This is a genomic window from Cellulomonas hominis (assembly GCF_005239125.1).
GTDB classification, from domain to species: domain Bacteria; phylum Actinomycetota; class Actinomycetes; order Actinomycetales; family Cellulomonadaceae; genus Cellulomonas; species Cellulomonas hominis_A.
Genome location: NZ_SZYE01000017.1, coordinates 1 through 19,406, shown reverse-complemented (window position 1 = coordinate 19,406; position 19,406 = coordinate 1). Strand labels below are relative to the sequence as shown.

Annotated in this window: 20 protein-coding genes; 11 read left to right on the top strand and 9 right to left on the bottom strand. The window is 74.6% G+C overall.

Features of this window, described 5'->3' with window-relative positions; genetic code table 11:
- Positions 1-58: 58 nt before the first annotated feature.
- The 4 genes from FA014_RS04175 (at position 59) to FA014_RS04160 (ending at position 4,443) form a co-directional block, all read left to right on the top strand.
- Complete coding sequence (locus tag FA014_RS04175) at positions 59-1,297, top strand: Nramp family divalent metal transporter (RefSeq protein WP_154728446.1); 1,239 nt, start codon at positions 59-61, stop codon at positions 1,295-1,297.
- Between the two features lie 222 nt (positions 1,298-1,519).
- Positions 1,520-2,188, top strand: coding sequence for a TetR/AcrR family transcriptional regulator (locus FA014_RS04170; RefSeq protein ID WP_195969162.1), 669 nt, complete (start codon positions 1,520-1,522; stop codon positions 2,186-2,188).
- Between the two features lie 308 nt (positions 2,189-2,496).
- Positions 2,497-3,336 (top strand): class II glutamine amidotransferase, encoded by an 840-nt coding sequence (locus FA014_RS04165; RefSeq protein WP_154728444.1) that lies wholly within the window; start codon positions 2,497-2,499, stop codon positions 3,334-3,336.
- Between the two features lie 174 nt (positions 3,337-3,510).
- Complete coding sequence (locus FA014_RS04160) at positions 3,511-4,443, top strand: S41 family peptidase (protein ID WP_230322853.1); 933 nt, start codon at positions 3,511-3,513, stop codon at positions 4,441-4,443.
- A 61-nt stretch (positions 4,444-4,504) separates the two neighbouring features.
- On the opposite strand, the gene FA014_RS04155 is transcribed toward FA014_RS04160, so the two are convergent.
- From FA014_RS04155 to FA014_RS04130, 6 genes are all read right to left on the bottom strand, one after another.
- The gene (locus tag FA014_RS04155) at positions 4,505-5,281 is read right to left on the bottom strand and encodes an ABC transporter permease (protein ID WP_154728443.1); all 777 of its coding nucleotides are present in this window, start codon (positions 5,279-5,281) and stop codon (positions 4,505-4,507) included.
- On the bottom strand, positions 5,278-6,081 hold the full coding sequence (locus FA014_RS04150) for an ABC transporter ATP-binding protein (protein ID WP_154728442.1): 804 nt from the start codon (positions 6,079-6,081) through the stop codon (positions 5,278-5,280). Before FA014_RS04150 ends, FA014_RS04155 begins: the two co-directional genes overlap by 4 nt.
- Positions 6,078-6,446, bottom strand: coding sequence for a DUF1048 domain-containing protein (locus tag FA014_RS04145; protein WP_154728441.1), 369 nt, complete (start codon positions 6,444-6,446; stop codon positions 6,078-6,080). Before FA014_RS04145 ends, FA014_RS04150 begins: the two co-directional genes overlap by 4 nt.
- Before the next feature lies 1 nt (position 6,447).
- Entirely contained in the window at positions 6,448-6,831 is a 384-nt protein-coding gene (locus FA014_RS04140; RefSeq protein WP_154728440.1) for a PadR family transcriptional regulator, read from the bottom strand.
- Positions 6,832-6,996: 165 nt separating this feature from the next.
- Positions 6,997-8,538, bottom strand: coding sequence for an SDR family NAD(P)-dependent oxidoreductase (locus FA014_RS04135; protein WP_154728439.1), 1,542 nt, complete (start codon positions 8,536-8,538; stop codon positions 6,997-6,999).
- A gap of 195 nt (positions 8,539-8,733) precedes the next feature.
- A complete protein-coding gene (locus FA014_RS04130) occupies positions 8,734-9,123 on the bottom strand; it encodes an HNH endonuclease (protein WP_154728438.1) in 390 nt (129 codons plus the stop codon).
- A 102-nt stretch (positions 9,124-9,225) separates the two neighbouring features.
- Here FA014_RS04130 and FA014_RS21000 point away from each other — a divergent pair, with 102 nt between their 5' ends.
- The 7 genes from FA014_RS21000 (at position 9,226) to bla (ending at position 16,231) form a co-directional block, all read left to right on the top strand.
- A complete protein-coding gene (locus FA014_RS21000; RefSeq protein ID WP_154728437.1) occupies positions 9,226-10,176 on the top strand; it encodes a cold-shock protein in 951 nt (316 codons plus the stop codon).
- Between the two features lie 59 nt (positions 10,177-10,235).
- Entirely contained in the window at positions 10,236-10,817 is a 582-nt protein-coding gene (locus FA014_RS04120; protein WP_230322852.1) for a GNAT family N-acetyltransferase, read from the top strand.
- A gap of 296 nt (positions 10,818-11,113) precedes the next feature.
- On the top strand, positions 11,114-12,976 hold the full coding sequence (gene dnaK / locus FA014_RS04115) for a molecular chaperone DnaK (RefSeq protein ID WP_154728435.1): 1,863 nt from the start codon (positions 11,114-11,116) through the stop codon (positions 12,974-12,976).
- Positions 12,973-13,602: a nucleotide exchange factor GrpE gene (locus FA014_RS04110; protein WP_154728434.1), complete on the top strand. Its 630-nt coding sequence runs from the start codon at positions 12,973-12,975 to the stop codon at positions 13,600-13,602. The genes dnaK and FA014_RS04110 overlap by 4 nt, the downstream gene beginning before the upstream one ends.
- 127 nt (positions 13,603-13,729) lie before the next feature.
- On the top strand, positions 13,730-14,743 hold the full coding sequence (locus tag FA014_RS04105) for a DnaJ C-terminal domain-containing protein (protein ID WP_154728433.1): 1,014 nt from the start codon (positions 13,730-13,732) through the stop codon (positions 14,741-14,743).
- Positions 14,744-14,823: 80 nt separating this feature from the next.
- Positions 14,824-15,273, top strand: coding sequence for a heat shock protein transcriptional repressor HspR (locus FA014_RS04100; RefSeq protein ID WP_154728432.1), 450 nt, complete (start codon positions 14,824-14,826; stop codon positions 15,271-15,273).
- Complete coding sequence (gene bla, locus FA014_RS04095) at positions 15,263-16,231, top strand: class A beta-lactamase (protein WP_154728431.1); 969 nt, start codon at positions 15,263-15,265, stop codon at positions 16,229-16,231. The genes FA014_RS04100 and bla overlap by 11 nt, the downstream gene beginning before the upstream one ends.
- Here bla and FA014_RS04090 read toward each other — a convergent pair.
- From FA014_RS04090 to FA014_RS04080, 3 genes are all read right to left on the bottom strand, one after another.
- A complete protein-coding gene (locus tag FA014_RS04090) occupies positions 16,219-17,649 on the bottom strand; it encodes an AAA family ATPase (protein WP_154728430.1) in 1,431 nt (476 codons plus the stop codon). The genes bla and FA014_RS04090 overlap by 13 nt on opposite strands.
- Positions 17,650-17,703: 54 nt before the next feature.
- The gene (locus FA014_RS04085; RefSeq protein ID WP_154728429.1) at positions 17,704-18,519 is read right to left on the bottom strand and encodes an ABC transporter ATP-binding protein; all 816 of its coding nucleotides are present in this window, start codon (positions 18,517-18,519) and stop codon (positions 17,704-17,706) included.
- A gap of 32 nt (positions 18,520-18,551) precedes the next feature.
- The coding region (locus tag FA014_RS04080) for an ABC transporter permease (RefSeq protein ID WP_230322851.1) at positions 18,552-19,406 on the bottom strand (855 nt) is incomplete at its 5' end.

The following is a 19,406-nucleotide window of genomic DNA, read 5'->3' as shown; positions in this document are numbered from 1 at the left end:
TCGGGTATCCGAACTCTCGTGCCTACACTGAGTTCGGACGACCGAACTTGGAGGTGCGGTGGCCACCACGACTGATCGGCAGGCCGTGCGGCGCGGCCGCGTGCTGCCCCTGCTCGGCCCCGCGTTCGTCGCGGCGATCGCCTACGTGGACCCGGGCAACGTCGCCGCGAACCTGACCGCGGGCGCGCGGTACGGCTACCTGCTGCTCTGGGTGCTGGTCGGCGCCAACGCGATGGCCGTCCTCGTGCAGTACCAGTCCGCCAAGCTCGGCATCGTCACGGGCGACTCGCTGCCGGGTGTGCTGGGGCAGCGGCTGCGGCGCCGGTCGCGGCTCGCGTACTGGGCGCAGGCCGAGGTCGTCGCGGCGGCCACCGACATCGCCGAGGTGGTCGGCGGGGCGATCGCGCTGAACCTGCTGTTCGGGCTCCCGCTGGTGGTCGGCGGCCTGATCGTCGGCGGCGTCTCGATGCTGCTCCTGGCGACGCAGAACCGGTACGGGCAGCGGCGGTTCGAGACGGTGATCGTCGGCCTGCTGCTCGTGATCGTGGTCGGCTTCCTCGCCGGGCTGCTGGTGGGTCCGCCGGACCCGGGCGAGATGCTCGGCGGCCTGGTCCCGCGGTTCGCCGGCACGGACTCGGTGCTGCTCGCGGCGTCGATGCTCGGCGCCACGGTCATGCCGCACGCCATCTACGTGCACTCCGCGCTGAGCCGGGACCGGTTCGGCCGGGTGCCCGACGAGTCGGCGCGGTCCGGGCTGCTACGGGCGACCCGGTGGGACGTCGGCGCGGCGCTGACGCTCGCCGGCACCGTGAACATCGGCCTGCTGCTGCTGGCGGCCGCCAACCTGCGCGGCGTCGAGGGCACCGACACCATCGAGGGCGCGCACGCGGCGATCAGCGGGGCCCTCGGCCCGGTCGTCGGCGTGGTGTTCGCGATCGGGCTCCTCGCGTCCGGCCTCGCGTCCACATCGGTCGGCTGCTACGCCGGGGCCGCCGTGATGGAGGGCCTGATCCACCGGCGCATCCCGCTGCTGGTCCGGCGGGCGATCACCCTGGTCCCGGCGCTGGTGCTGCTCGGCGTGGGCGCGGACCCGACGTGGACGCTGGTGGTGAGCCAGGTGGTGCTGAGCTTCGGCATCCCGTTCGCGGTCATCCCGCTGGTCCGGCTGAACCGGGACCGGTCGCTGATGGGCCGGCACGCGAACGGCCCGCGGCTGCAGGGGGTGCTGGTGGTCGTGGTCGTCCTGGTGGTGGCCCTCAACCTGGCCCTGCTCCTCCTGCTGGCGACGGGTCACTGACGCGCTTTCCGTAGCGCAACTCCGACAACCCCACGAGCCCACCATCCCCGAGATGGCAGCTCTCGGCTGTCGTGAACGCCCTGATCGCAGCCGAGAGGTGCCATCTCGGCGGACGATCCGGGGTGGGGTGGCGGTGAGGTGGGCGAGTGGGGGCGGGCCCGGGGCGTGGTTGTGGGAGCGGCGCTACGAGAAGGTATGTGTAGTGCTGCTACGGTTACCGGCGTGACCAGCAGCGAGACCGCAGCACCCCGGGACGGGCGCGTCGCGCGGGCCGCCGCGTCGCGCGCGCGGATCGCCGAGGCGGCGACGCGGCTGTTCCTCGCCGACGGGTACGGCCCGACCACGATCACCGCCGTCGGGCGGGCGGCGGGGCTCGGGGTCCAGACCGTCTACTACTCCTACCCGTCGAAGTCCGACATCCTCGTCGGCTGCCTCGACCACGCCGTCGACGGCGCAGACCGCCGGGACGCCGCGCCCGACCTGGCCGACCAGCCCTGGGTGCGCGCCGTCGTCGCGGAGCCGGACCCCGCCCGCCGGGTCTTCCTGCACGCCCGCGGCGCCGCCGAGCTGCTCGGCCGTGCCGCCGCGGTGCAGGACCTGGTGCGGGCGCACGCGGTCGGCGACCCGGTGCTGCACGCCGCGTGGGAGCGGGACGAGGCGCGCCGGCGGGCCGTGCACCGGCTGCTCGTCGAGGCGTGCGACCGGGACGGGGTGCTCCGGCCGGGTCTCGACGTCGAGCGGGCGACCGACGTGGTGGCGCTCGTGCTCGGGCCGGAGACGTGGAACGCGCTCGTGCGGCGGGGCGGGTGGAGCGCCCTCGCGTGGGCCCGGTGGGCGCACCGGACGCTGCTGGCCGACCTCGTGCCGTCCCGGTGGGACCCCGAGGCGTAGGCCGACCGCGTCGCGGCTCCGCCGCGGGACGGACGCGGGGCCGGGTCCTCGTCTGCTGCTCGTCCTCGGCGTCGTCGCGACGAGGCTGGAGGCCGACACCTGGCTCGTCGTGGCGGCCATGGCCTCCGCCGCCGCCGCCTCCGCCGGCTACCTCGCGCTGCACCGGCGGCAGGCCGCGCCGGCCGCGGCCGAGCCGACGCCGACCGAGGGCTGACCTCGCGGGCACCGGGGCCCGCCTGCGAGGCCCCGGTGCACAGTGGCCACGGAGGGCCGGCGACGGCGCGGGCCCCACCCCACGGGAGGCTGCCATGTGCCGATGGCTCGCGTACACCGGATCGCCGGTGACGCTCGACGAGCTGCTGTACAAGCCGGAGAACTCGCTCGTGATGCAGAGCCGGCACAGCCGGCTGGGCGTCGAGCCGATGAACGGCGACGGGTTCGGGGTCGGCTGGTACGACGACCACTCCCCGATCCCGGGCCTGTTCCGGAGCATCGAGCCGGCGTGGAGCGACCGGAACCTGCGCGAGCTCTCGCAGCACATCCGGTCCGGCATGGTGATCGCCCACATCCGCGCGACGACCGGGACCGCCGTGCAGCAGACCAACTGCCACCCGTTCCGGCACGGGCAGTGGTTGTTCGCGCACAACGGCGTGATCAACGGGTTCAGCACCCTGAAGCGCGACCTGCGGCTCGCCGTCGACCCGACGCTGTACCCCCTCATCGAGGGCTCGACCGACTCGGAGACGCTGTTCTACCTGGCCCTGACCTTCGGGCTCACCGACGACCCCCCGGCGGCCGTGGCCCGGGCGGTGGGCCTGATCGAGGACGTCGCGCTCCGGCACGGCGTGCCGTTCCCGGTGCAGGGGACGTTCGCGACGACCGACGGCCAGCGGCTGTGGACGTTCCGGTACTCCTCCGAGGGCCGGTCGCGGTCGCTGTTCCGGAACCGGGACGTCGCGGTGCTGCGGGCGCAGTACCCGGACAACCCGGTGCTGCACGGGCTGTCCGACGACACCCGGATCGTCGTCTCGGAGCCGCTCGGCGACCTCAAGGGCGCGTGGCTCGAGGTCCCGGAGAGCACCTGCCTGGTCGTCGAGGGCGGCCGCGAGGAGCTGGTGCCGTTCGCGCCGGTCCTGACGTCCGTCTGACCCGGCGGCGTGCGGCTCATCCCCTGGTGGGACGCGGGTCGATCCCGTGGTGGGACGCGCTGACCTGCGCGTCCGCGGCACCGTGGTCCTGTGCGAGCGGGACGAGGGAGCGCGGGAGTGCGGGGCGGACGGCGGACGGCGCGACGGGTCGCGCGGGCAGTGGCGGTGGTCGGCGTGGTGGCGGTGACGGCGACCGGGGTGGCGGCGTGGCAGCTGGGTCCCCGGGTGGGGCTCTGGGTGGTGCCGCCCAGCCCCGCCCGGTACGGGCAGGACGCGGTGCGGCAGATGGAGGCCGGCCTGTACGCCCGCGGCCCGGCGTGGGACGAGGCGCGCGCCTCCGCCCTGACGGCGCTGGAGCAGGTGACGTCGTTCGCCGAGGCGGACGACGTGCTGCGTGCGGCGGTGGTGGTCGCCGGCGGGCACCACTCGACGGTGCTGCCCCCGGGGGCGGCCGGTGGCGGCACCGCCGACGACCTCGCCCCGTCCGTGCGGGTGGACGGCGGGATCGCGACGGCGGTCGTGCCGGCGTTCACGGGCGGCACCGCGGCCGGCGACGCCTACGCCGAGACGATCGCCGCCGGCCTGGCCGGGTCGGGGGCGTGCGGCGTCGTCGTCGACCTGCGGGGCAACGGCGGCGGGGACATGGGCCCGATGGTGGCCGGGCTGGCCCCGCTGCTCCCGGAGGGCGTCACCGGGTCGTTCGTCGTCGGCGACCGCGTGACCGACCTGCGGGTCGACGACGGCCGGTTCACCGGGGGCGGCACGCCCACGCGCACCCAGAGCGGGGCGACGGCGCTGGACGTGCCGGTGGCCGTCCTCACCGACGGCGGGACCGGGAGCTCGGGGGAGCAGGTGCTGCTCGCGTTCCGGGGCCTGGACGACACCCGGACGTTCGGCGAGCCCACCGCCGGCTACGCGAGCGTGAACCGGTCGACCACGCTGTACAGCGGCTCCACGCTGGTGCTCACCGTCGGCCAGACCCGGGCCCGCACCGGCGAGCTGTTCGGGGACGAGCCGATCCCCCCGGACGAGGCGGTGCCGGCGGTGGACGCCCCGGCGCGTGCGGCGCAGTGGCTCGCGGGCCTGGGGTGCGGGACGCCCGCCTGACGGCGACGACGGCCGGACCCGCCGCGGGGGCGGGTCCGGCCGTCCTCGGGGCCGGTCGCGCTCAGCCCACCTTGCGGCGGTAGGCGCGGACGGCCAGCGCGTACGCCAGCGCGAGGATCCCGACGAGCCACGCCAGCGCCACCCACAGGTCGGCGCCGACCGGCTGCTGCGCGAACAGCGCCCGGATCGAGTCGACCACGGCGGTCACCGGCTGGTGCTCCGCGAACCAGGCGACCGCGGCCGGCATCGAGCCGGTCGGCACGAACGCCGAGCTGATGAACGGCAGGAAGATGAGCGGGTAGGAGAACGCGCTCGCCCCGTCCACCGTCTTCGCGGAGAGCCCCGCGAGCACCGCGATCCAGGTCAGCGTGAGGGTGAACAGGACCAGGATCCCGGTGACGGCCAGCCACGCGAGGACGGACGCCCCGGTGCGGAACCCCATCAGCAGGGCGATGCCGACGACCAGCACCACCGACGTGAGGTTGGCCGCCATCGACGTGAGCACGTGCGCCCACAGGACGCTCGGCCGGGCGATCGGCATCGACTGGAACCGCTCGACGATCCCGCCCTGCAGGTCGAGGAACAGCCGGTAGGCCGTGTACGCGACGCCCGACGCGATCGTGATGAGCAGGATGCCGGGCAGCAGGTAGTCGACGTACGACGCGGTGGAGCCGCCGTGGATCGCCCCGCCGAACACGTAGACGAACAGCAGCATGAGGGCGACCGGGGTGACCGCGGTCGTGATGATCGTGTCGGGGCTGCGCAGGATGTGCCGCAGCGACCGGTCGGTGAGGGCGACGGTGTCGCCGACGACGTGGGCGGTGGCGGTGGCGCTCATCGCGGGTCCTTCCCGGCCGGCTGGTCGCCGGCGCCGACGAGGGCGAGGAAGACGTCCTCGAGCGTGGGCTGCTTCTCGACGTACTCGACCCGCGCGGGCGGGAGGAGCCGCTTGAGCTCGGCGAGCGTGCCGTCCTGGATGATCGTCCCCTCGTGCAGGATGGCGATCCGGTCGGCGAGGCGCTCCGCCTCGTCCAGGTACTGCGTGGTGAGCAGGACGGTCGTGCCGCCGCCGGCGAGCTCCTCGACGGTCCGCCAGACCTCGTTGCGGGCCTGCGGGTCGAGCCCGGTGGTCGGCTCGTCGAGGAAGATCACCGGCGGGTCGCCGATCAGGCTCATGGCGATGTCCAGCCGCCGGCGCATGCCGCCGGAGTAGGTCGACGCCCGTCGCCCGCCGGCCTCCGTGAGGGCGAACCGGTCGAGCAGGCGGTCGGCGACCGCGCCCGGGTCCGGCAGGTGCCGGAGCCGGGCGACGAGCGCCAGGTTCTCCCGGCCGGTCAGCATCCCGTCGACGGCCGCGAACTGGCCCGTGAGGCTGATCGACTCCCGCACGTCGGCGGCCTGGCCGACCACGTCGAACCCGTGCACCGTGGCGGTGCCCGCGTCGGGCTTCAGGAGGGTGGCCAGGATGCGGACGAGGGTCGTCTTGCCGGCCCCGTTCGACCCCAGCAGCGCCACGATGGTCCCGGGCGCCACCTCCAGGTCGACGCCCCGCAGCACGCGCAGGTCGCCGAACGACTTCTCGACGCCGCGGACGGCGACGGCGGGCGGCGCGGGCGCGGCGGCCCCGGCGGCGGTCACCGGGGGCCGCCCTGCTCCGCGTCCTCGATCGCCTGGGTGAGGCGGGCGCGCTCCTTGTCGATCCACCGCTCGCCGACGTACGCCTGGCTGAAGGTCTCGGCGAACTCGACCGGGTCGTCGCCCACGACGTCGCGGACCGGCGTGCCGTCGGCCGCGGCGCGGTCCCACAGGTCGGCGAGGTCGGTGAACATCGTGATCATGGTGTCGCCGTCCGTGACGCCCCCGGAGTACATCAGGTACCGGTGGGTGGCCTTCGCGGCGGTGCGGTACGGCTCGGGCAGCGCCTTGATCCGGGCCATGGCCTGCCGGTACTGCTTCTTCTGCTCGAGCGAGCCCGTCAGGGCCTCGATCCACTTCGCGACCATGTCAGTCGTCCCCTTCGGTGCGGTCGGTGGTGCGGTGGGTGGAGCCGGTGGTGCGGTCGGTGTGCGCGGCGCGGAGGTGCTCGATCCGCCCGGCGAGGAACGCCCAGGTGGCCCAGAACTCGTCCAGCTGGACCCGGCCCGCGGCGTTGAGCGAGTAGACCTTGCGCGGGGGTCCCTTCTCGGACGGGACCTTCTCGACGTCGACGAACCCGCGCTGCTCGATGCGGACGAGGAGCGCGTAGACCGTGCCCTCGGCCAGATCGGCGAATCCCTCGTCCCGGAGCTGCGCGGTGATCTCGTACCCGTACGCCGGCCGCGCCTCGAGGATCGCGAGGACGATGCCCTCGAGCGTGCCCTTGAGCATCTCGGTCATCTGGTTGGCCATCGTGAGCTCCTGTACTCGGTGTCGCTGACTACCGGTACAACGTAACGCTAGGTACCGGTACTTGGCAACACTGAATACCGACGGGCTCCGCGGGCGCGCCCGCGACGACGAACGGCCCGACGCGGGCGTGCGTCGGGCCGTTCGGGGTGGGGTCGGGTCAGGCGCTCACCACGGGGAGCGCGCGTAGTCCTTGAGGAAGCAGCCGTACAGGTCCTCGCCGGCCTCGCCTCGCACGATCGGGTCGTACACCCGCGCGGCGCCGTCGACCAGGTCCAGCGGCGCGTGGAAGCCCTCCTCGGCGAGCCGCACCTTCGTCGGGTGCGGGCGCTCGTCGGTGATCCACCCGGTGTCGACGGCGGTCATCAGGATGCCGTCCTCGAGCATCTCGCCCGCGCTCGTGCGGGTCAGCATGTTCAGCGCGGCCTTGCTCATGTTCGTGTGCGGGTGGCCGGGGCCCTTGTACCCGCGGGCGAAGACGCCCTCCATCGCGGAGACGTTCACGATGTACGTCCGGCGCGCGGGCGACGCCGCCAGGGCGGCACGCAGCCGGCTCACCAGGATGAACGGCGCCGTCTGGTTGCAGAGCTGGACCTCGAGCAGCTCCATCGGGTCGACGTCGTCGACCGTCGCGACCCAGGAGTTCGTCTCGGCGACGTCGGGGATCAGCCCGCCGGCGTCGATCGACGTCCCGGCGACCAGCCGCTCCAGGCTCGCGGCCTCGGCGGTGAGCGACTGCGCGGTCAGCTCCTCCGCGGCGGCGCGCCCCGCCCGCTCGATCGCCAGGGCGGGGCTGGTCAGCTCGCTGACCGACCCGGCGAGCGCCCGCGGGTGGGCGTCGCTCGTGCGGCCGAACGTGGTGATCATCCGCGCGGCGTCCGCGTCGAGCGGCGCGTCCTCGGCGTCGGCGATCCGCGCGTACGCCCCCGGCGACCGCCGCACGGTCTGCGCGGCGTTGTTGATGAGGATGTCCAGCGGGCCCTGGGCGGCGACGTGGTCGGCGAGCGACACCACCTGGGCCGGGTCGCGCAGGTCGATCCCGACGACGTGCAGCCGGTGCAGCCAGTCGGCGGAGTCGTCCATCGCGCTGAACCGGCGGACGGCGTCCTTCGGGAACCGGGTCGTGATCGTCAGGTCGGCGCCGTCACGCAGCAGCCGCAGCGCGATGTACATGCCGATCTTGGCGCGGCCGCCGGTGAGCAGCGCGCGGCGGCCCGTGAGGTCGGTGCGCGCGTCCCGCTTGGCGTGGTGCAGGGCCGCGCAGTCCGGGCACAGCTGGTGGTAGAACGCGTCGACGACCGTGTAGTCCTGCTTGCAGACGTAGCACGGGCGCGGGCGCAGCAGCGTGCCGGCGACCGCACCGGTGGTCGCCGAGCTGATCGGGATGCCGGCCGTCTCGTCGTCGATGCGGCCCGGGCTGCCGGTCGCGGTCGCGGCGACCACGGCGGCGTCGGCCTCGGCGATCAGCCGGCGCTTCTCGCCGCGGCGGTGCTTCTTGGCGGCCTTGAACATCGCCGACGCGGCACGGCGGGCGGCGGTGTGCTGCGGGTGCGTCTGGGGCAGGGCGGCGACCTGGTCGGCGACGCGCAGGAAGACGGCGAACTCGGCGGGGTCGACGCCGGGCGGCACGTCGGCCCCGGTCGCGAGGTCGAGGTCCGTGCCGGGGGCCTCGCCCGGCTGCTGCGCGGGCGTGGTCGTCTGCGCGCTCATGCGCCGTCCGTCCTGGGAGGGTGAGGCCGCCGCGGTCGCGCGGGGCCCGGAGAATCGTACGCGGCCACCCCCCGGAACCCGAGGGTGCGCCTGCTCACACGACCCCGCGCGCGCCCACCGCGCCGAGTGTCCACGACCCGCCGGACAGGCCCGCCCGACCCGGTCGACCTCCTGGACACTCGGCGACGGGCGTGCTCACGCGCGGTCGAGCGGGTCGGCCGGGCGCAGGTCGCGCAGGATCGTCGCGTGCCGGACCAGGAAGGCCCGCTCGTCCAGCTTCTTGCGCCGGAGCCACCCGGTGACCTCGTCGTTGTGCTTGCTCGCGTTGCACGACGCGCACGCCGGGACGACGTTCTCCAGCGTGTACCGGCCACCGCGCGAGATCGGCAGGACGCAGTCCCGCTGCAGCGCGCCGGTCGCGCTCCCGCAGTACGCGCAGCAGCCGCCCCAGGCGGCGACGAGGGTGTCCCACTCGGCCGGCACCAGGTCGTTGTCCGCGAGGGCGACCCGGCGGCGCCGGCGCTTCGCGTAGCGCGCGCGGGTGGACGGCGACGCCCCGGACGAGACCTTGCGCCGACGGACCACGCGGCGACGCTACCGCCCCGGCGTCCGCGAGCGGTTCGTCCCGCGCGGGCGACGGGGGGACACTGGGTGGCAGCAACCGCCATCACCACGAGGAGTACCACCGTGCCGCAGGGAACCGTCCGCTGGTTCGACACCGAGCGAGGGTTCGGCTTCCTCGCCCTCGGCGACGACGCCGAGGACCTGTTCGTCCACGCGTCCGAGATCGTCGGCCAGGACGGTCCGGCGTCGCTCCGCGAGGGGCAGTCCGTCGAGTTCGAGATCGGCGAGAGCGACCGCGGGCCGCAGGCGCGTCAGGTCCGGGTCACCGGTGAGGTCGCCTCGGACGCCGCGCTCGGCGTGCTCGGCACGGTCAACTGGTACGAGCCGGCCAAGGGTTACGGCTTCCTGACCCGGGACGACGGCGCGGGCGAGATCTTCGTGCACAGCTCGGCGATCGTCGGCGGCGGCGTCCTCACCGACGGCCAGCCGGTCGCGTTCCTGGTCGTCGAGGGCGAGAAGGGCCCGCAGGCGGACCACGTGCTGCCGCTCGCGGCCGGCGCCGGTGCGGGCGCCATCCGGGGCGCCGCGCGGAACGACGGCGCCGACGGCACCGTGACCTGGTACGACGCGGGCAAGGGCTTCGGCTTCATCACCCCCGACTCCGGGGAGCAGGACGTGTTCGTGCACGCCCGGTCGCTGTCCGGGGACGTGACCGAGCTGGTCGAGGGCGACCGCGTGAGCTACCGGGCCTCGGAGGGCGACAAGGGCCTGCAGGCGCAGGGCGTCCGGCTGGTCGGCGGCGGGTCCCGCGGCGGCCGTGGCGGATCGGACCGGCGCGACTCGGGTCGGGGGCCGGCGCCCCGCGGATCGGCGCGCGGTGGCCAGGGCGTCGTCGCGCGTTACGACGGCGACCGCGGCTTCGGCTTCATCACGCCCGACGACGGCGGGCCGGACCTGTTCGTGCACGTGTCGGTGCTGCGCGGCGAGGAGGCCCTGTTCGAGGGCGACCGCGTCCGGTACCAGGTCCGCCAGAGCGACCGCGGCCCGCAGGCGGACCGCGTCGAGCTCATCTGACCGACGAGGTCGGCCGGGGCGCTGCCGCCCCGGCCGGCCGGTCCGGCATGCTGGCCGCCGTGGACACGTCCTACCTGCGCACCGAGCGCGTGACGCTGCGACCGTTCGCCCCGTCCGACGCCGACCTGCTCGTCGAGCTCGACAGCGACCCCGCGGTGATGCGCTACCTGTCCGGCGGCGAGCCGACCGCGCCGGAGCTGGTCCGCGAGCGCGACCTGCCGAGCGTCCTCGCGGGCTACGACCGGTGGGCCGGCAGGTTCGGCCTGTTCGCCGCGTACGAGACGGCGGGCGGGGCGTTCCTCGGGTGGTTCTGCCTGCGGCCCGAGCGCGACGGCCCGCTGGACGAGGTCGAGCTCGGCTACCGGTTGCGCCGCGCCGCCTGGGGTCGCGGCTACGCGACGGAGGTGTCGTCGGCCCTCCTCGCCAGGGCGTTCACCGACCTCGACGTGCGCGTCGTCTGGGGCGCGACGATGGCGCTGAACCGCCCGTCGCAGCGCGTCATGGAGAAGGCGGGGATGACGGTGGCGCAGACGCTGCCGACCCCCGAGGACATGCTCGCGGTCGAGGGTGCGGAGCTCGGCGGCTACCGGTACGAGATCACCCGGGAGCAGTGGGAGCAGCGCCGGGCCGCTCGCGCCTGACGCCGGCCCACCCCCGGGCTCGCGGTCGAGTCTCATCGAGATCGCACCAGCTGCGGGGTTCACGCCCGTCGAACCCCGCGTCTTCTGCGTTCTCGGCGACCGGTGGTGCCTCGGGGGAGGGTGGGAACATTTCGCGTGAGGCGTGAGTTGAGTGGGGTGGACTCAAGTTCGCCGCCGCGGAGTTGCACCACGACCGACCGCGACGCAGACTTGAGTGCAGCAGGCTCAAGGCGCCACCGCCCCGCCCGGGCGGCCGAGCGCCGGATCACGCAGCAGCACGACGAAGGAGCACAGACATGGCACGAGCAGTCGGCATCGACCTGGGCACCACCAACTCCGTGGTGGCCGTCCTCGAGGGCGGGGAGCCCACGGTCATCGCCAACGCGGAGGGCGCGCGCACGACCCCCTCGGTCGTGGCGTTCTCCAAGACCGGTGAGGTCCTCGTCGGTGAGGTCGCCAAGCGGCAGGCCGTCACCAACGTCGACCGCACGATCGCGTCCGTCAAGCGCCACATGGGCACGGACTGGACGACCGAGATCGACGACAAGAAGTACACGGCGCAGGAGATCTCCGCCCGCGTGCTCGGCAAGCTGAAGCGCGACGCCGAGGAGTACCTGGGCGAGCCCGTCACCGACGCCGTCATCACCGTCCCGGCGTACTTCAACGACGCCGAGCGCCAGGCGACCAAGGACGCCGGCCAGATCGCGGGCCTCAACGTCCTGCGCATCGTCAACGAGCCCACCGCGGCGGCCCTGGCCTACGGCCTGGAGAAGGGCAAGGAGGACGAGCTGATCCTCGTCTTCGACCTCGGCGGCGGCACGTTCGACGTCTCCCTGCTCGAGGTGGGCAAGGACGACGACTTCTCGACCATCGAGGTCCGCGCGACCTCCGGCGACAACCGCCTCGGCGGCGACGACTGGGACAACCGGATCGTCGAGTGGCTGGTCGGCCAGGTGAAGAACTCCACCGGCGTCGACCTGGCGAAGGACAAGATCGCCGTGCAGCGTCTGCGCGAGGCGGCGGAGCAGGCCAAGAAGGAGCTGTCGTCCGCGACGAGCACCAACATCAGCCTGCAGTACCTCTCGATGAGCGAGAACGGCCCGATCCACCTGGACGAGAAGCTCACCCGGGCGCAGTTCCAGCAGATGACGGCCGACCTGCTCGAGCGGACCAAGGCGCCGTTCCACGCGGTCATCCGCGACGCCGGCATCAAGGTCGCCGACATCGACCACGTCGTGCTCGTCGGCGGCTCGACCCGCATGCCCGCCGTGGCGGACGTCGTGCGCGAGCTGACCGACGGCAAGGAGCCCAACAAGGGCGTCAACCCGGACGAGGTCGTGGCCGTCGGTGCCGCGCTGCAGGCCGGTGTCATCAAGGGGGACCGCAAGGACGTCCTGCTGATCGACGTGACCCCGCTGTCCCTCGGCATCGAGACCAAGGGCGGCGTGATGACCAAGCTCATCGAGCGCAACACGGCCATCCCGACCAAGCGCAGCGAGATCTTCTCGACGGCCGAGGACAACCAGCCGTCCGTGCTGATCCAGGTGTTCCAGGGCGAGCGCGAGTTCGCGCGGGACAACAAGCCGCTGGGCACGTTCGAGCTGACCGGCATCGCGCCGGCCCCGCGCGGCGTCCCGCAGATCGAGGTCACCTTCGACATCGACGCGAACGGCATCGTGCACGTGTCCGCCAAGGACCGCGGCACGGGCAAGGAGCAGTCGATGACGATCTCCGGCGGCTCCGGCCTGCCGAAGGACGAGATCGACCGCATGGTCAAGGAGGCCGAGGCGCACGCCGCCGAGGACAAGAAGCGTCGCGAGGAGGCGGAGACCCGCAACTCCGCCGAGCAGCTCGTGTACTCCACGGAGAAGCTGCTCGCCGACAACGACGACAAGCTGTCCGACGACGTGAAGACCGAGGTCCGCAGGAGCGTCGACGACCTGAAGAAGGCGCTCGAGGGCGAGGACCTGGCCGAGGTCACCGCGAAGCAGACCGCCCTGGTCACCGCGTCGCAGAAGATCGGCGAGGCGCTGTACTCGGCGAACCAGTCCGCCGAGCAGCCGGCCGCCGACCAGGCCCCGGCGGGTGACGCGTCGTCCGCGCAGGACGACGACGTGGTGGACGCCGAGATCGTCGACGACGAGGGTGACAAGAAGTGACGGACCAGCCGAACCCGCAGGGGCGCGATCCCGAGGAGGAGGCCCCGCGCGTGACCGACAAGCGGCGCATCGACCCGGAGACCGGGGAGCTGCGTGAGCCGACCGCCGAGGAGCAGGTCCTGGCCGAGGCCGAGGCGGCGGCGACCGCCGCCGAGGAGGCCGTGGTCCTGGAGGGCCTGGTCGAGGCGCAGAAGCTCGCCGCCGAGCGGCTCGACGAGCTGCAGCGGCGGAACGCCGACTACTTCAACCTCGAGCAGCAGTACTCCGCGTACGTGAAGCGGTCCAAGGCCGAGGCGCTCACCGCCCGGGACCAGGGCGTCGCGGCGGTCGCCGAGGCGCTGATCAGCGTCCTCGACGACATCGAGCTGGCGCGCCAGCACGGCGACCTGGTCGGGCCGTTCGCGTCGATCGCGGAGAAGCTCGAGGGCACCCTGGGGCGGTTCGGCATCGAGCGCTACGGCGCCGCCGGCGAGCCGTTCGACCCGACGGTGCACGAGGCGCTCATGCACGGGCACTCGGCCGACGTCACGGAGCCGACGGTGCAGCAGGTGCTGCAGCCGGGCTACCGCATGGGCGAGCGCGTGATCCGCGCCGCCCGGGTGGCGGTCGTCGACCCGGAGGCGTGACGGGCATCATCAGGACCCACCGGCAGGGGCCGCGTCGTGACGGCGCGGCCCCGGCCGTGGGGTCGACCCCGGTCCGGGGCGGGACGCACGCCCCGGTGGACCGGACGAGAGAGCGGAAGGAGGCGTCGTGAGCGGTCAGGACTGGCTGGAGAAGGACTTCTACGCCGTGCTCGGCGTCGCCAAGGACGCGGACGCGGCCACGATCAAGAAGGCGTACCGCAAGCTCGCCCGCACCATGCACCCCGACCACAACCCGGGGGACGCGGCGGCCGAGGCGAAGTTCAAGGAGGTCGGCGAGGCCTACGCGGTCCTCTCCGACCCGGAGCAGCGGCAGCAGTACGACCAGCTCCGGGCGATGGCCGGCGGCGCGCGGTTCCGCGCGGGCGCGGGTGGCCCGGGTGGCGCCGGTGGCGCCAACGGCGGCTTCGAGGACCTGTTCGGCGGCGTGTTCGGCGGCGGCGCGGGCGGCACCCGCGTGCGGTTCCCGCAGGGCGCGGGCACCGGCGGCGCGAGCGCGGGCGGCGGCGGGTTCGAGGACCTGCTCGGCGGCCTGTTCGGCGGGGGCGGCGGCTTCGGCCAGGGCCGCACCGCCCGGCGCGGCGCCGACCTGGCGGCCGTGACGACGCTGCCGTTCCGGCAGGCCGTGGAGGGCTCGACCGTGGCGCTCGGCGTCGAGGGGCGGACCGTCAAGGCCCGCATCCCCGCCGGCGTGCGGGACGGGCAGAAGATCCGGCTGCGCGGCAAGGGCCGCCCCGGGGAGAACGGCGCGCCCGCGGGCGACCTCGAGGTCACCGTGCGCGTGACGCCGCACCCGGTGTTCGCGCTGGACGGGAACAACCTCCGGGTGACCCTGCCGGTCGCCTTCGACGAGGCCGCGCTGGGCGCCGAGGTGCCCGTGCCGACCCTCGACGGCGGGCAGGTGCGCCTGAAGATCCCGGCGGGCACCCCGTCGGGCCGGACGCTGCGGGTCAAGGGCCGCGGCGTCACCACGACGAGCGGCACCGGGGACCTGCTGGTCACCGTGCAGGTCGTCGTCCCGCAGCGGCTCAGCGCCGCCGCGAAGGAGGCCGTGCAGGCGTTCGGCATCGCGACGTCCGGCGAGGACCCGCGGGCCGACCTGCTGGCGCGCGCGAAGGACTGACGGGTCGGCGCGCACGGGGCACCGCGCCCCGGGCGCGCCCGGGCCCGCCCACGGACGACCGACAGGAGGAGGTGGCGGGGATGGTCTCGGAGGACGCGCAGGTCTACGTGATCTCGGTCGCCGCCGAGCTCGCGGGCATGCACCCGCAGACCCTGCGGCAGTACGACCGGCTCGGGCTGGTGCAGCCCGGCCGCACCCGCGGGCGCGGCCGGCGGTACTCCCTGCGCGACATCGCGACGCTGCGCGAGGTGCAGCGGCTCTCCCAGGAGGAGGGCGTGAACCTGGCCGGCATCAAGCGGATCCTGGAGCTCGAGTCCGAGGTGGACCGGCTGCGCCGCCAGGTCGAGTACCTGCGCCCGTTCGCCGAGCCGGGGCGCCGGGTGTTCACGGCGCACCCGTCGGGCGACGTCGTGGCGATGGGCCGCGGCCAGCGCCGCCGCGCCGTCCCGGACGGCGCCGCCCCGGCCGAGGACCCGCGGGCCGTGGGCGCCCGCGGGGCGATCGTGCTCTGGCGGCCGGGTGCGCGCTGAGCGCCGGGCGGCGGCCTGCCTGGCGGCGCTCGTGCTGACGGCGGTGCTCGCGGCCGCGTGCTCGCCGGGCACTCCCGGGGGACCCGGCACGCGGGCGACCGGGGTCACGGCGCCCCCGGAGCCGGGCACCACGCCGTCGCTGTCGGCACCGGCGGACCTCACCGCTGCGGTCGCGGGCGACCTCGCCGCGCTGGAGGAGTCCACGGGCCGCCGCGTCGGCGTCTACGCCCGCGACACCGGTACCGGCGCCACGGTCGCGTACCGGGCCGACGAGCGGTTCGGCTACGCGTCGACGCTCAAGGCGCTGGCCGTGGGCGAGGTGCTGGCGGGCCGGCCGGCGTCGGTGCTCGACGAGCCGTTGACCGTCGCGCCGGACGACGTGGCCGGCGCGGGTCACGCGCCCGTGACCGGTGACGCGGCCGGCACGGACCTGACGATCGCCGCGCTCGGCGCGGCCGCCGTGTCCGAGAGCGACAACGGCGCCCTCAACGTCCTGCTCCGGCACCTGGGCGGACCCGCCGCGCTGCAGGCGGCGCTCGCGGCGCGCGGCGACACCACGACCCGGGTCGACGCCGACGAGCCGGAGCTCAACGCGTTCACGCCCGGCGGGGAGGCGCGCACCTCGACGCCGCGCGCGCTCGCCGGGGGGCTGGCGACGTACGCGCTCGGCGACGTGCTCGACCCCGCAGTGCGCGAGACGTACGTCGGCTGGCTCACCGCGAGCACGACGGGGCCCGACGCGATCCGCGCGGGGACGCCGGACGGCTGGACCGTGGGCGACAAGACCGGCACGGCGGGCCGCTACGGCTCCCGCAACGACATCGCGGTCGTGTGGCCCCCCGGGCGCCAGCCGATCGTGCTGGCGGTGCTGACGGACCACCCGGACGAGGCCGCCGAGCCGGACGACGCCGTCCTCGCCGCGGCCGCGCGGTCCGTCCTCGCGGCCTACCCGGGCTGACCCGGCCCGGCCCCGAGCAGCGACCGGGTGACACGCTGGGTGTCGTCCGTGAGCTCCGCGACCGCCGCACGGAGTGCTGCGTCGTCCACCGTGCGGTCCGCCTCGGCGGCGAGCAGCACGGCCCGCCGGATCACCTCCTTGACGAACGACGCGGTCACCCCGGCCGTGGCCCCGGCCGCCTCGCGCAGCGCGTCGGGCGTGAGCGGGAGCCCACCGGCGTAGAGGCGGAACAGCCGCAGCCGGGCGTCGTCGTCGGGCAGCGGGATCTCCACGGCGAGGTCTACCCGGCCCGGGCGCTGAACCAGCGCCTGCTCCAGGAGGTCCGCGCGGTTGGTGGTGAGCAGGAACGCCACGTCGGCGTCGCCGCCCAGGCCGTCCATGGCGTCGAGCACCTCGAACAGCAGCGGTTGCGGACCGGCGTGCAGCGTCCGGTCCTCGGAGATGAGGTCGACGTCCTCGAGCACGACCACCGCCGGCTGCAGCGCGTGCGCGGTTTCGGTGGCCAACCGGACCAGGGCGAGCGACTGACCAGCCAGCACGATCGCCGTGGTCCCCGGGTCGGCGCCGAGGAGGTGGCGGACCGTGTGCGTCTTGCCCGTGCCGGGCGGTCCGTAGAGCAGGACGCCGCGTTTGAGGTGCTGGCCGGCGGCCCGCAACCGATCCCGGTGCCGGGCGACACCGAGCACCTGGCGCTCGACCTTCTCCAGGGTGCCGTCGGGCAGCACGACGTCCTCGGCCGGGACCTGCATCCGCGGCAGGAACGTGACCCCACCCGCCGACTGGCCGTACGGGCTGGGCGTGAAGCTCACCACCTGGCCGCGGAGCACGGAGTGGCGGAGCATCGCGTCGCGGACCGCCGCGAGAGCAGCCGCCGCCGCGTCCTCGTCCGGCGACAGCGCCTCGAGCTTCGCCTCCTGTCCCTGCTGGGGCGCGGCCGCCCGCTGCAGCAGGGCCACCGGCGCGTCCGCGAACCGGAACAGGTGCACGCCGAACGCGACGACCCGGCGGTCGGCGTCGGGTCCGACGGGCACGCGGACGTAGTCGACGGCGCCGACGGGGAACTGCGCCCACGCGCCGGAGTGCTCGACGATCTCGGAGAACGACGAGTGCCGGCGCTGCTCACCGCCGCCGACGCCGACCAGCCGCCCACCGCCCGCGGCGGCCACGACCACCTCGAGCGCCACGTCGGCGTCGACGGCGCGGAGCGCGCCGACCTCCTCCGTCAGCACCGCGAGGCCGCGGGGGTCCGTGCCGAGGTGCTCGCGCAGCACCTCGGCGATCGGGGTGGCCTCCCCCGACCTCCGCCGTTGCGCGCGCTCGTTGACCCGCTCGATCAGCGTGCCCACCGCGTCGAGGAACGCGTCGGTGCGGGCGGGGTCCGGGTCGGGGGCCACGACCCCCGGGATGCCGTCGGTCATTCCCCGACCGTAGCCAGCGCCGGCGTCCTCGCGTGGCTGCTCCGCGCGCCCGGCTCAGGCGGCCGGCGCCGCGACCTCCTCGTGGACGAGGGCCGCGATGCGGCGCTTCAGGGCGTTGAAGTCCGCGGAGGTCACGTCGCGCTCGTCGCCCAGGTCGATGCGCACGATCTCCTTCACGTGCCCGGGCACGCCGTGCGAGGCGCCGCCCGCCATCACCACGACGCGGTCGGCCAGGAACACGGCCTCCTCGATCGAGTGCGTCACGAACAGCACCGTCGTGCCGGTCTCCCGGTGGATGCGGGACAGCTCGCCCTGCAGCGAGGACCGGGTCAGCGCGTCGAGCGCGCCGAACGGCTCGTCCATCAGCAGCAGCGACGGGTCGTTCGCGAGCACCCGGGCGATGGCGACGCGCTGCTGCATGCCGCCGGACAGCTCGCTGGGGTACTTGTCCGCGAACCGGGTCAGGCCGACCGCGGTCAGGAACCGGTCGGTGCGCTCGGCGACCGCCGCCCGCTGCAGCCGTGCCTGCCGCGGGCCGTACGCGATGTTCTCCCGGACGGACAGCCACGGGAACAGCCCGTAGTCCTGGAACACGACGCCGCGCTCGGGGTCGGGCCCGGCCACCGGCGCCCCGGCGACCTCGACGGTCCCCGAGGTGGCGTCCTCGAAGCCCGCCAGGATCCGCAGCAGGGTGCTCTTGCCGCAGCCGGAGGCGCCGACCACGCAGACGAACTCGCCGGCCGGGACGTCGAGGTCGACGTCGGCCATGGCCACGACCGCGCCGCCGGAGCGGGTCGGGTACTGCTTGCCGTGGCCGGCGACGCGGACGTCGGCGGGCTGGCGGGAGCGGACGGTGCCGATGCGGGGCATGGCCGTCTCCTCTCGGGTCGGAACGGGTGCGGTCAGGTCAGGGTGGGGCGGCCGCGGGTCACCAGCGCGAGCAGCCCGGTGAGCAGCCGGTCGGCGACGAAGCCGCACAGGCCGATGACGACCATCCCGGCGACGATCAGGTCGGTCTTCGACTGGTCGCGGGCCTGCGTGATCATGGCGCCGAGGCCGGTGTTGATGCCCACGGTCTCGCCGACGACGAGGATCACCCAGGACAGGCCCAGGGCGACGCGCAGGCCGCTGGCGATCGACCGCATCGAGGCGGGCAGCACCACCTTGTAGAGCACCTGCGCCTTGCGGGTGCCGAGCATCGCCGCGGCCTCCAGCAGCCGCACCGGGACCTGCCGCACGCCGGCGATCGTGTTGAGCAGCACCGGGAAGAACGCCGCGAGGAACACCAGGAAGATCGCGGAGCCGTCGCCGTAGCCGATGATCAGCAGAGTCAGCGGGGCCCACGCGGTGACCGGGATCGGCCGGGCCAGGTTCACGGTCGGCTCGAGCATCCGGAACGCGAGCGAGAACCGGCCCATCACGACGCCGAGCGGCACGGCCAGCGCGACGGCGAGGGCGAAGCCGGCGAGCACCCGCTGGGTCGACGCCCACAGGTGGGCGAGCAGGGTGCCGCTGAACGCGTCGTCGACGATGCCGCCCGCGGCCAGGTCGACCAGGCGCCGGCCGACCTCGAGCGGGGTGGGCAGGAAGCCCATCTTGATGCCGAACGGCAGCTCCCACGCCTGCTGCACGCCGACGGTCCACAGGACCAGGACGAGCGCGGGCACGGGGAGGGCGAGCAGGAGCGGGCCGACGCGGGGGCCGCGGCGCGGGCTGCGGGCGGTCGCCGGGGCGGGCGCGGCCGTCCGGGCGGCGCG

Bases quoted from the DNA above. Each gene is read 5' to 3' on its own strand.
- FA014_RS04085 (WP_154728429.1), bottom strand. From the start codon at position 18,519: ATGCCCCGCATCGGCACCGTCCGCTCCCGCCAGCCCGCCGACGTCCGC.
- FA014_RS04145 (WP_154728441.1), bottom strand. From the start codon at position 6,446: ATGGTCGCGAAGTGGATCGAGGCCCTGACGGGCTCGCTCGAGCAGAAG.
- dnaK (WP_154728435.1), top strand. From the start codon at position 11,114: ATGGCACGAGCAGTCGGCATCGACCTGGGCACCACCAACTCCGTGGTG.
- FA014_RS04100 (WP_154728432.1), top strand. From the start codon at position 14,824: ATGGTCTCGGAGGACGCGCAGGTCTACGTGATCTCGGTCGCCGCCGAG.
- FA014_RS04140 (WP_154728440.1), bottom strand. From the start codon at position 6,831: ATGGCCAACCAGATGACCGAGATGCTCAAGGGCACGCTCGAGGGCATC.
- FA014_RS04090 (WP_154728430.1), bottom strand. From the start codon at position 17,649: ATGACCGACGGCATCCCGGGGGTCGTGGCCCCCGACCCGGACCCCGCC.
- FA014_RS04155 (WP_154728443.1), bottom strand. From the start codon at position 5,281: ATGAGCGCCACCGCCACCGCCCACGTCGTCGGCGACACCGTCGCCCTC.
- FA014_RS04135 (WP_154728439.1), bottom strand. From the start codon at position 8,538: ATGAGCGCGCAGACGACCACGCCCGCGCAGCAGCCGGGCGAGGCCCCC.
- FA014_RS04165 (WP_154728444.1), top strand. From the start codon at position 2,497: ATGTGCCGATGGCTCGCGTACACCGGATCGCCGGTGACGCTCGACGAG.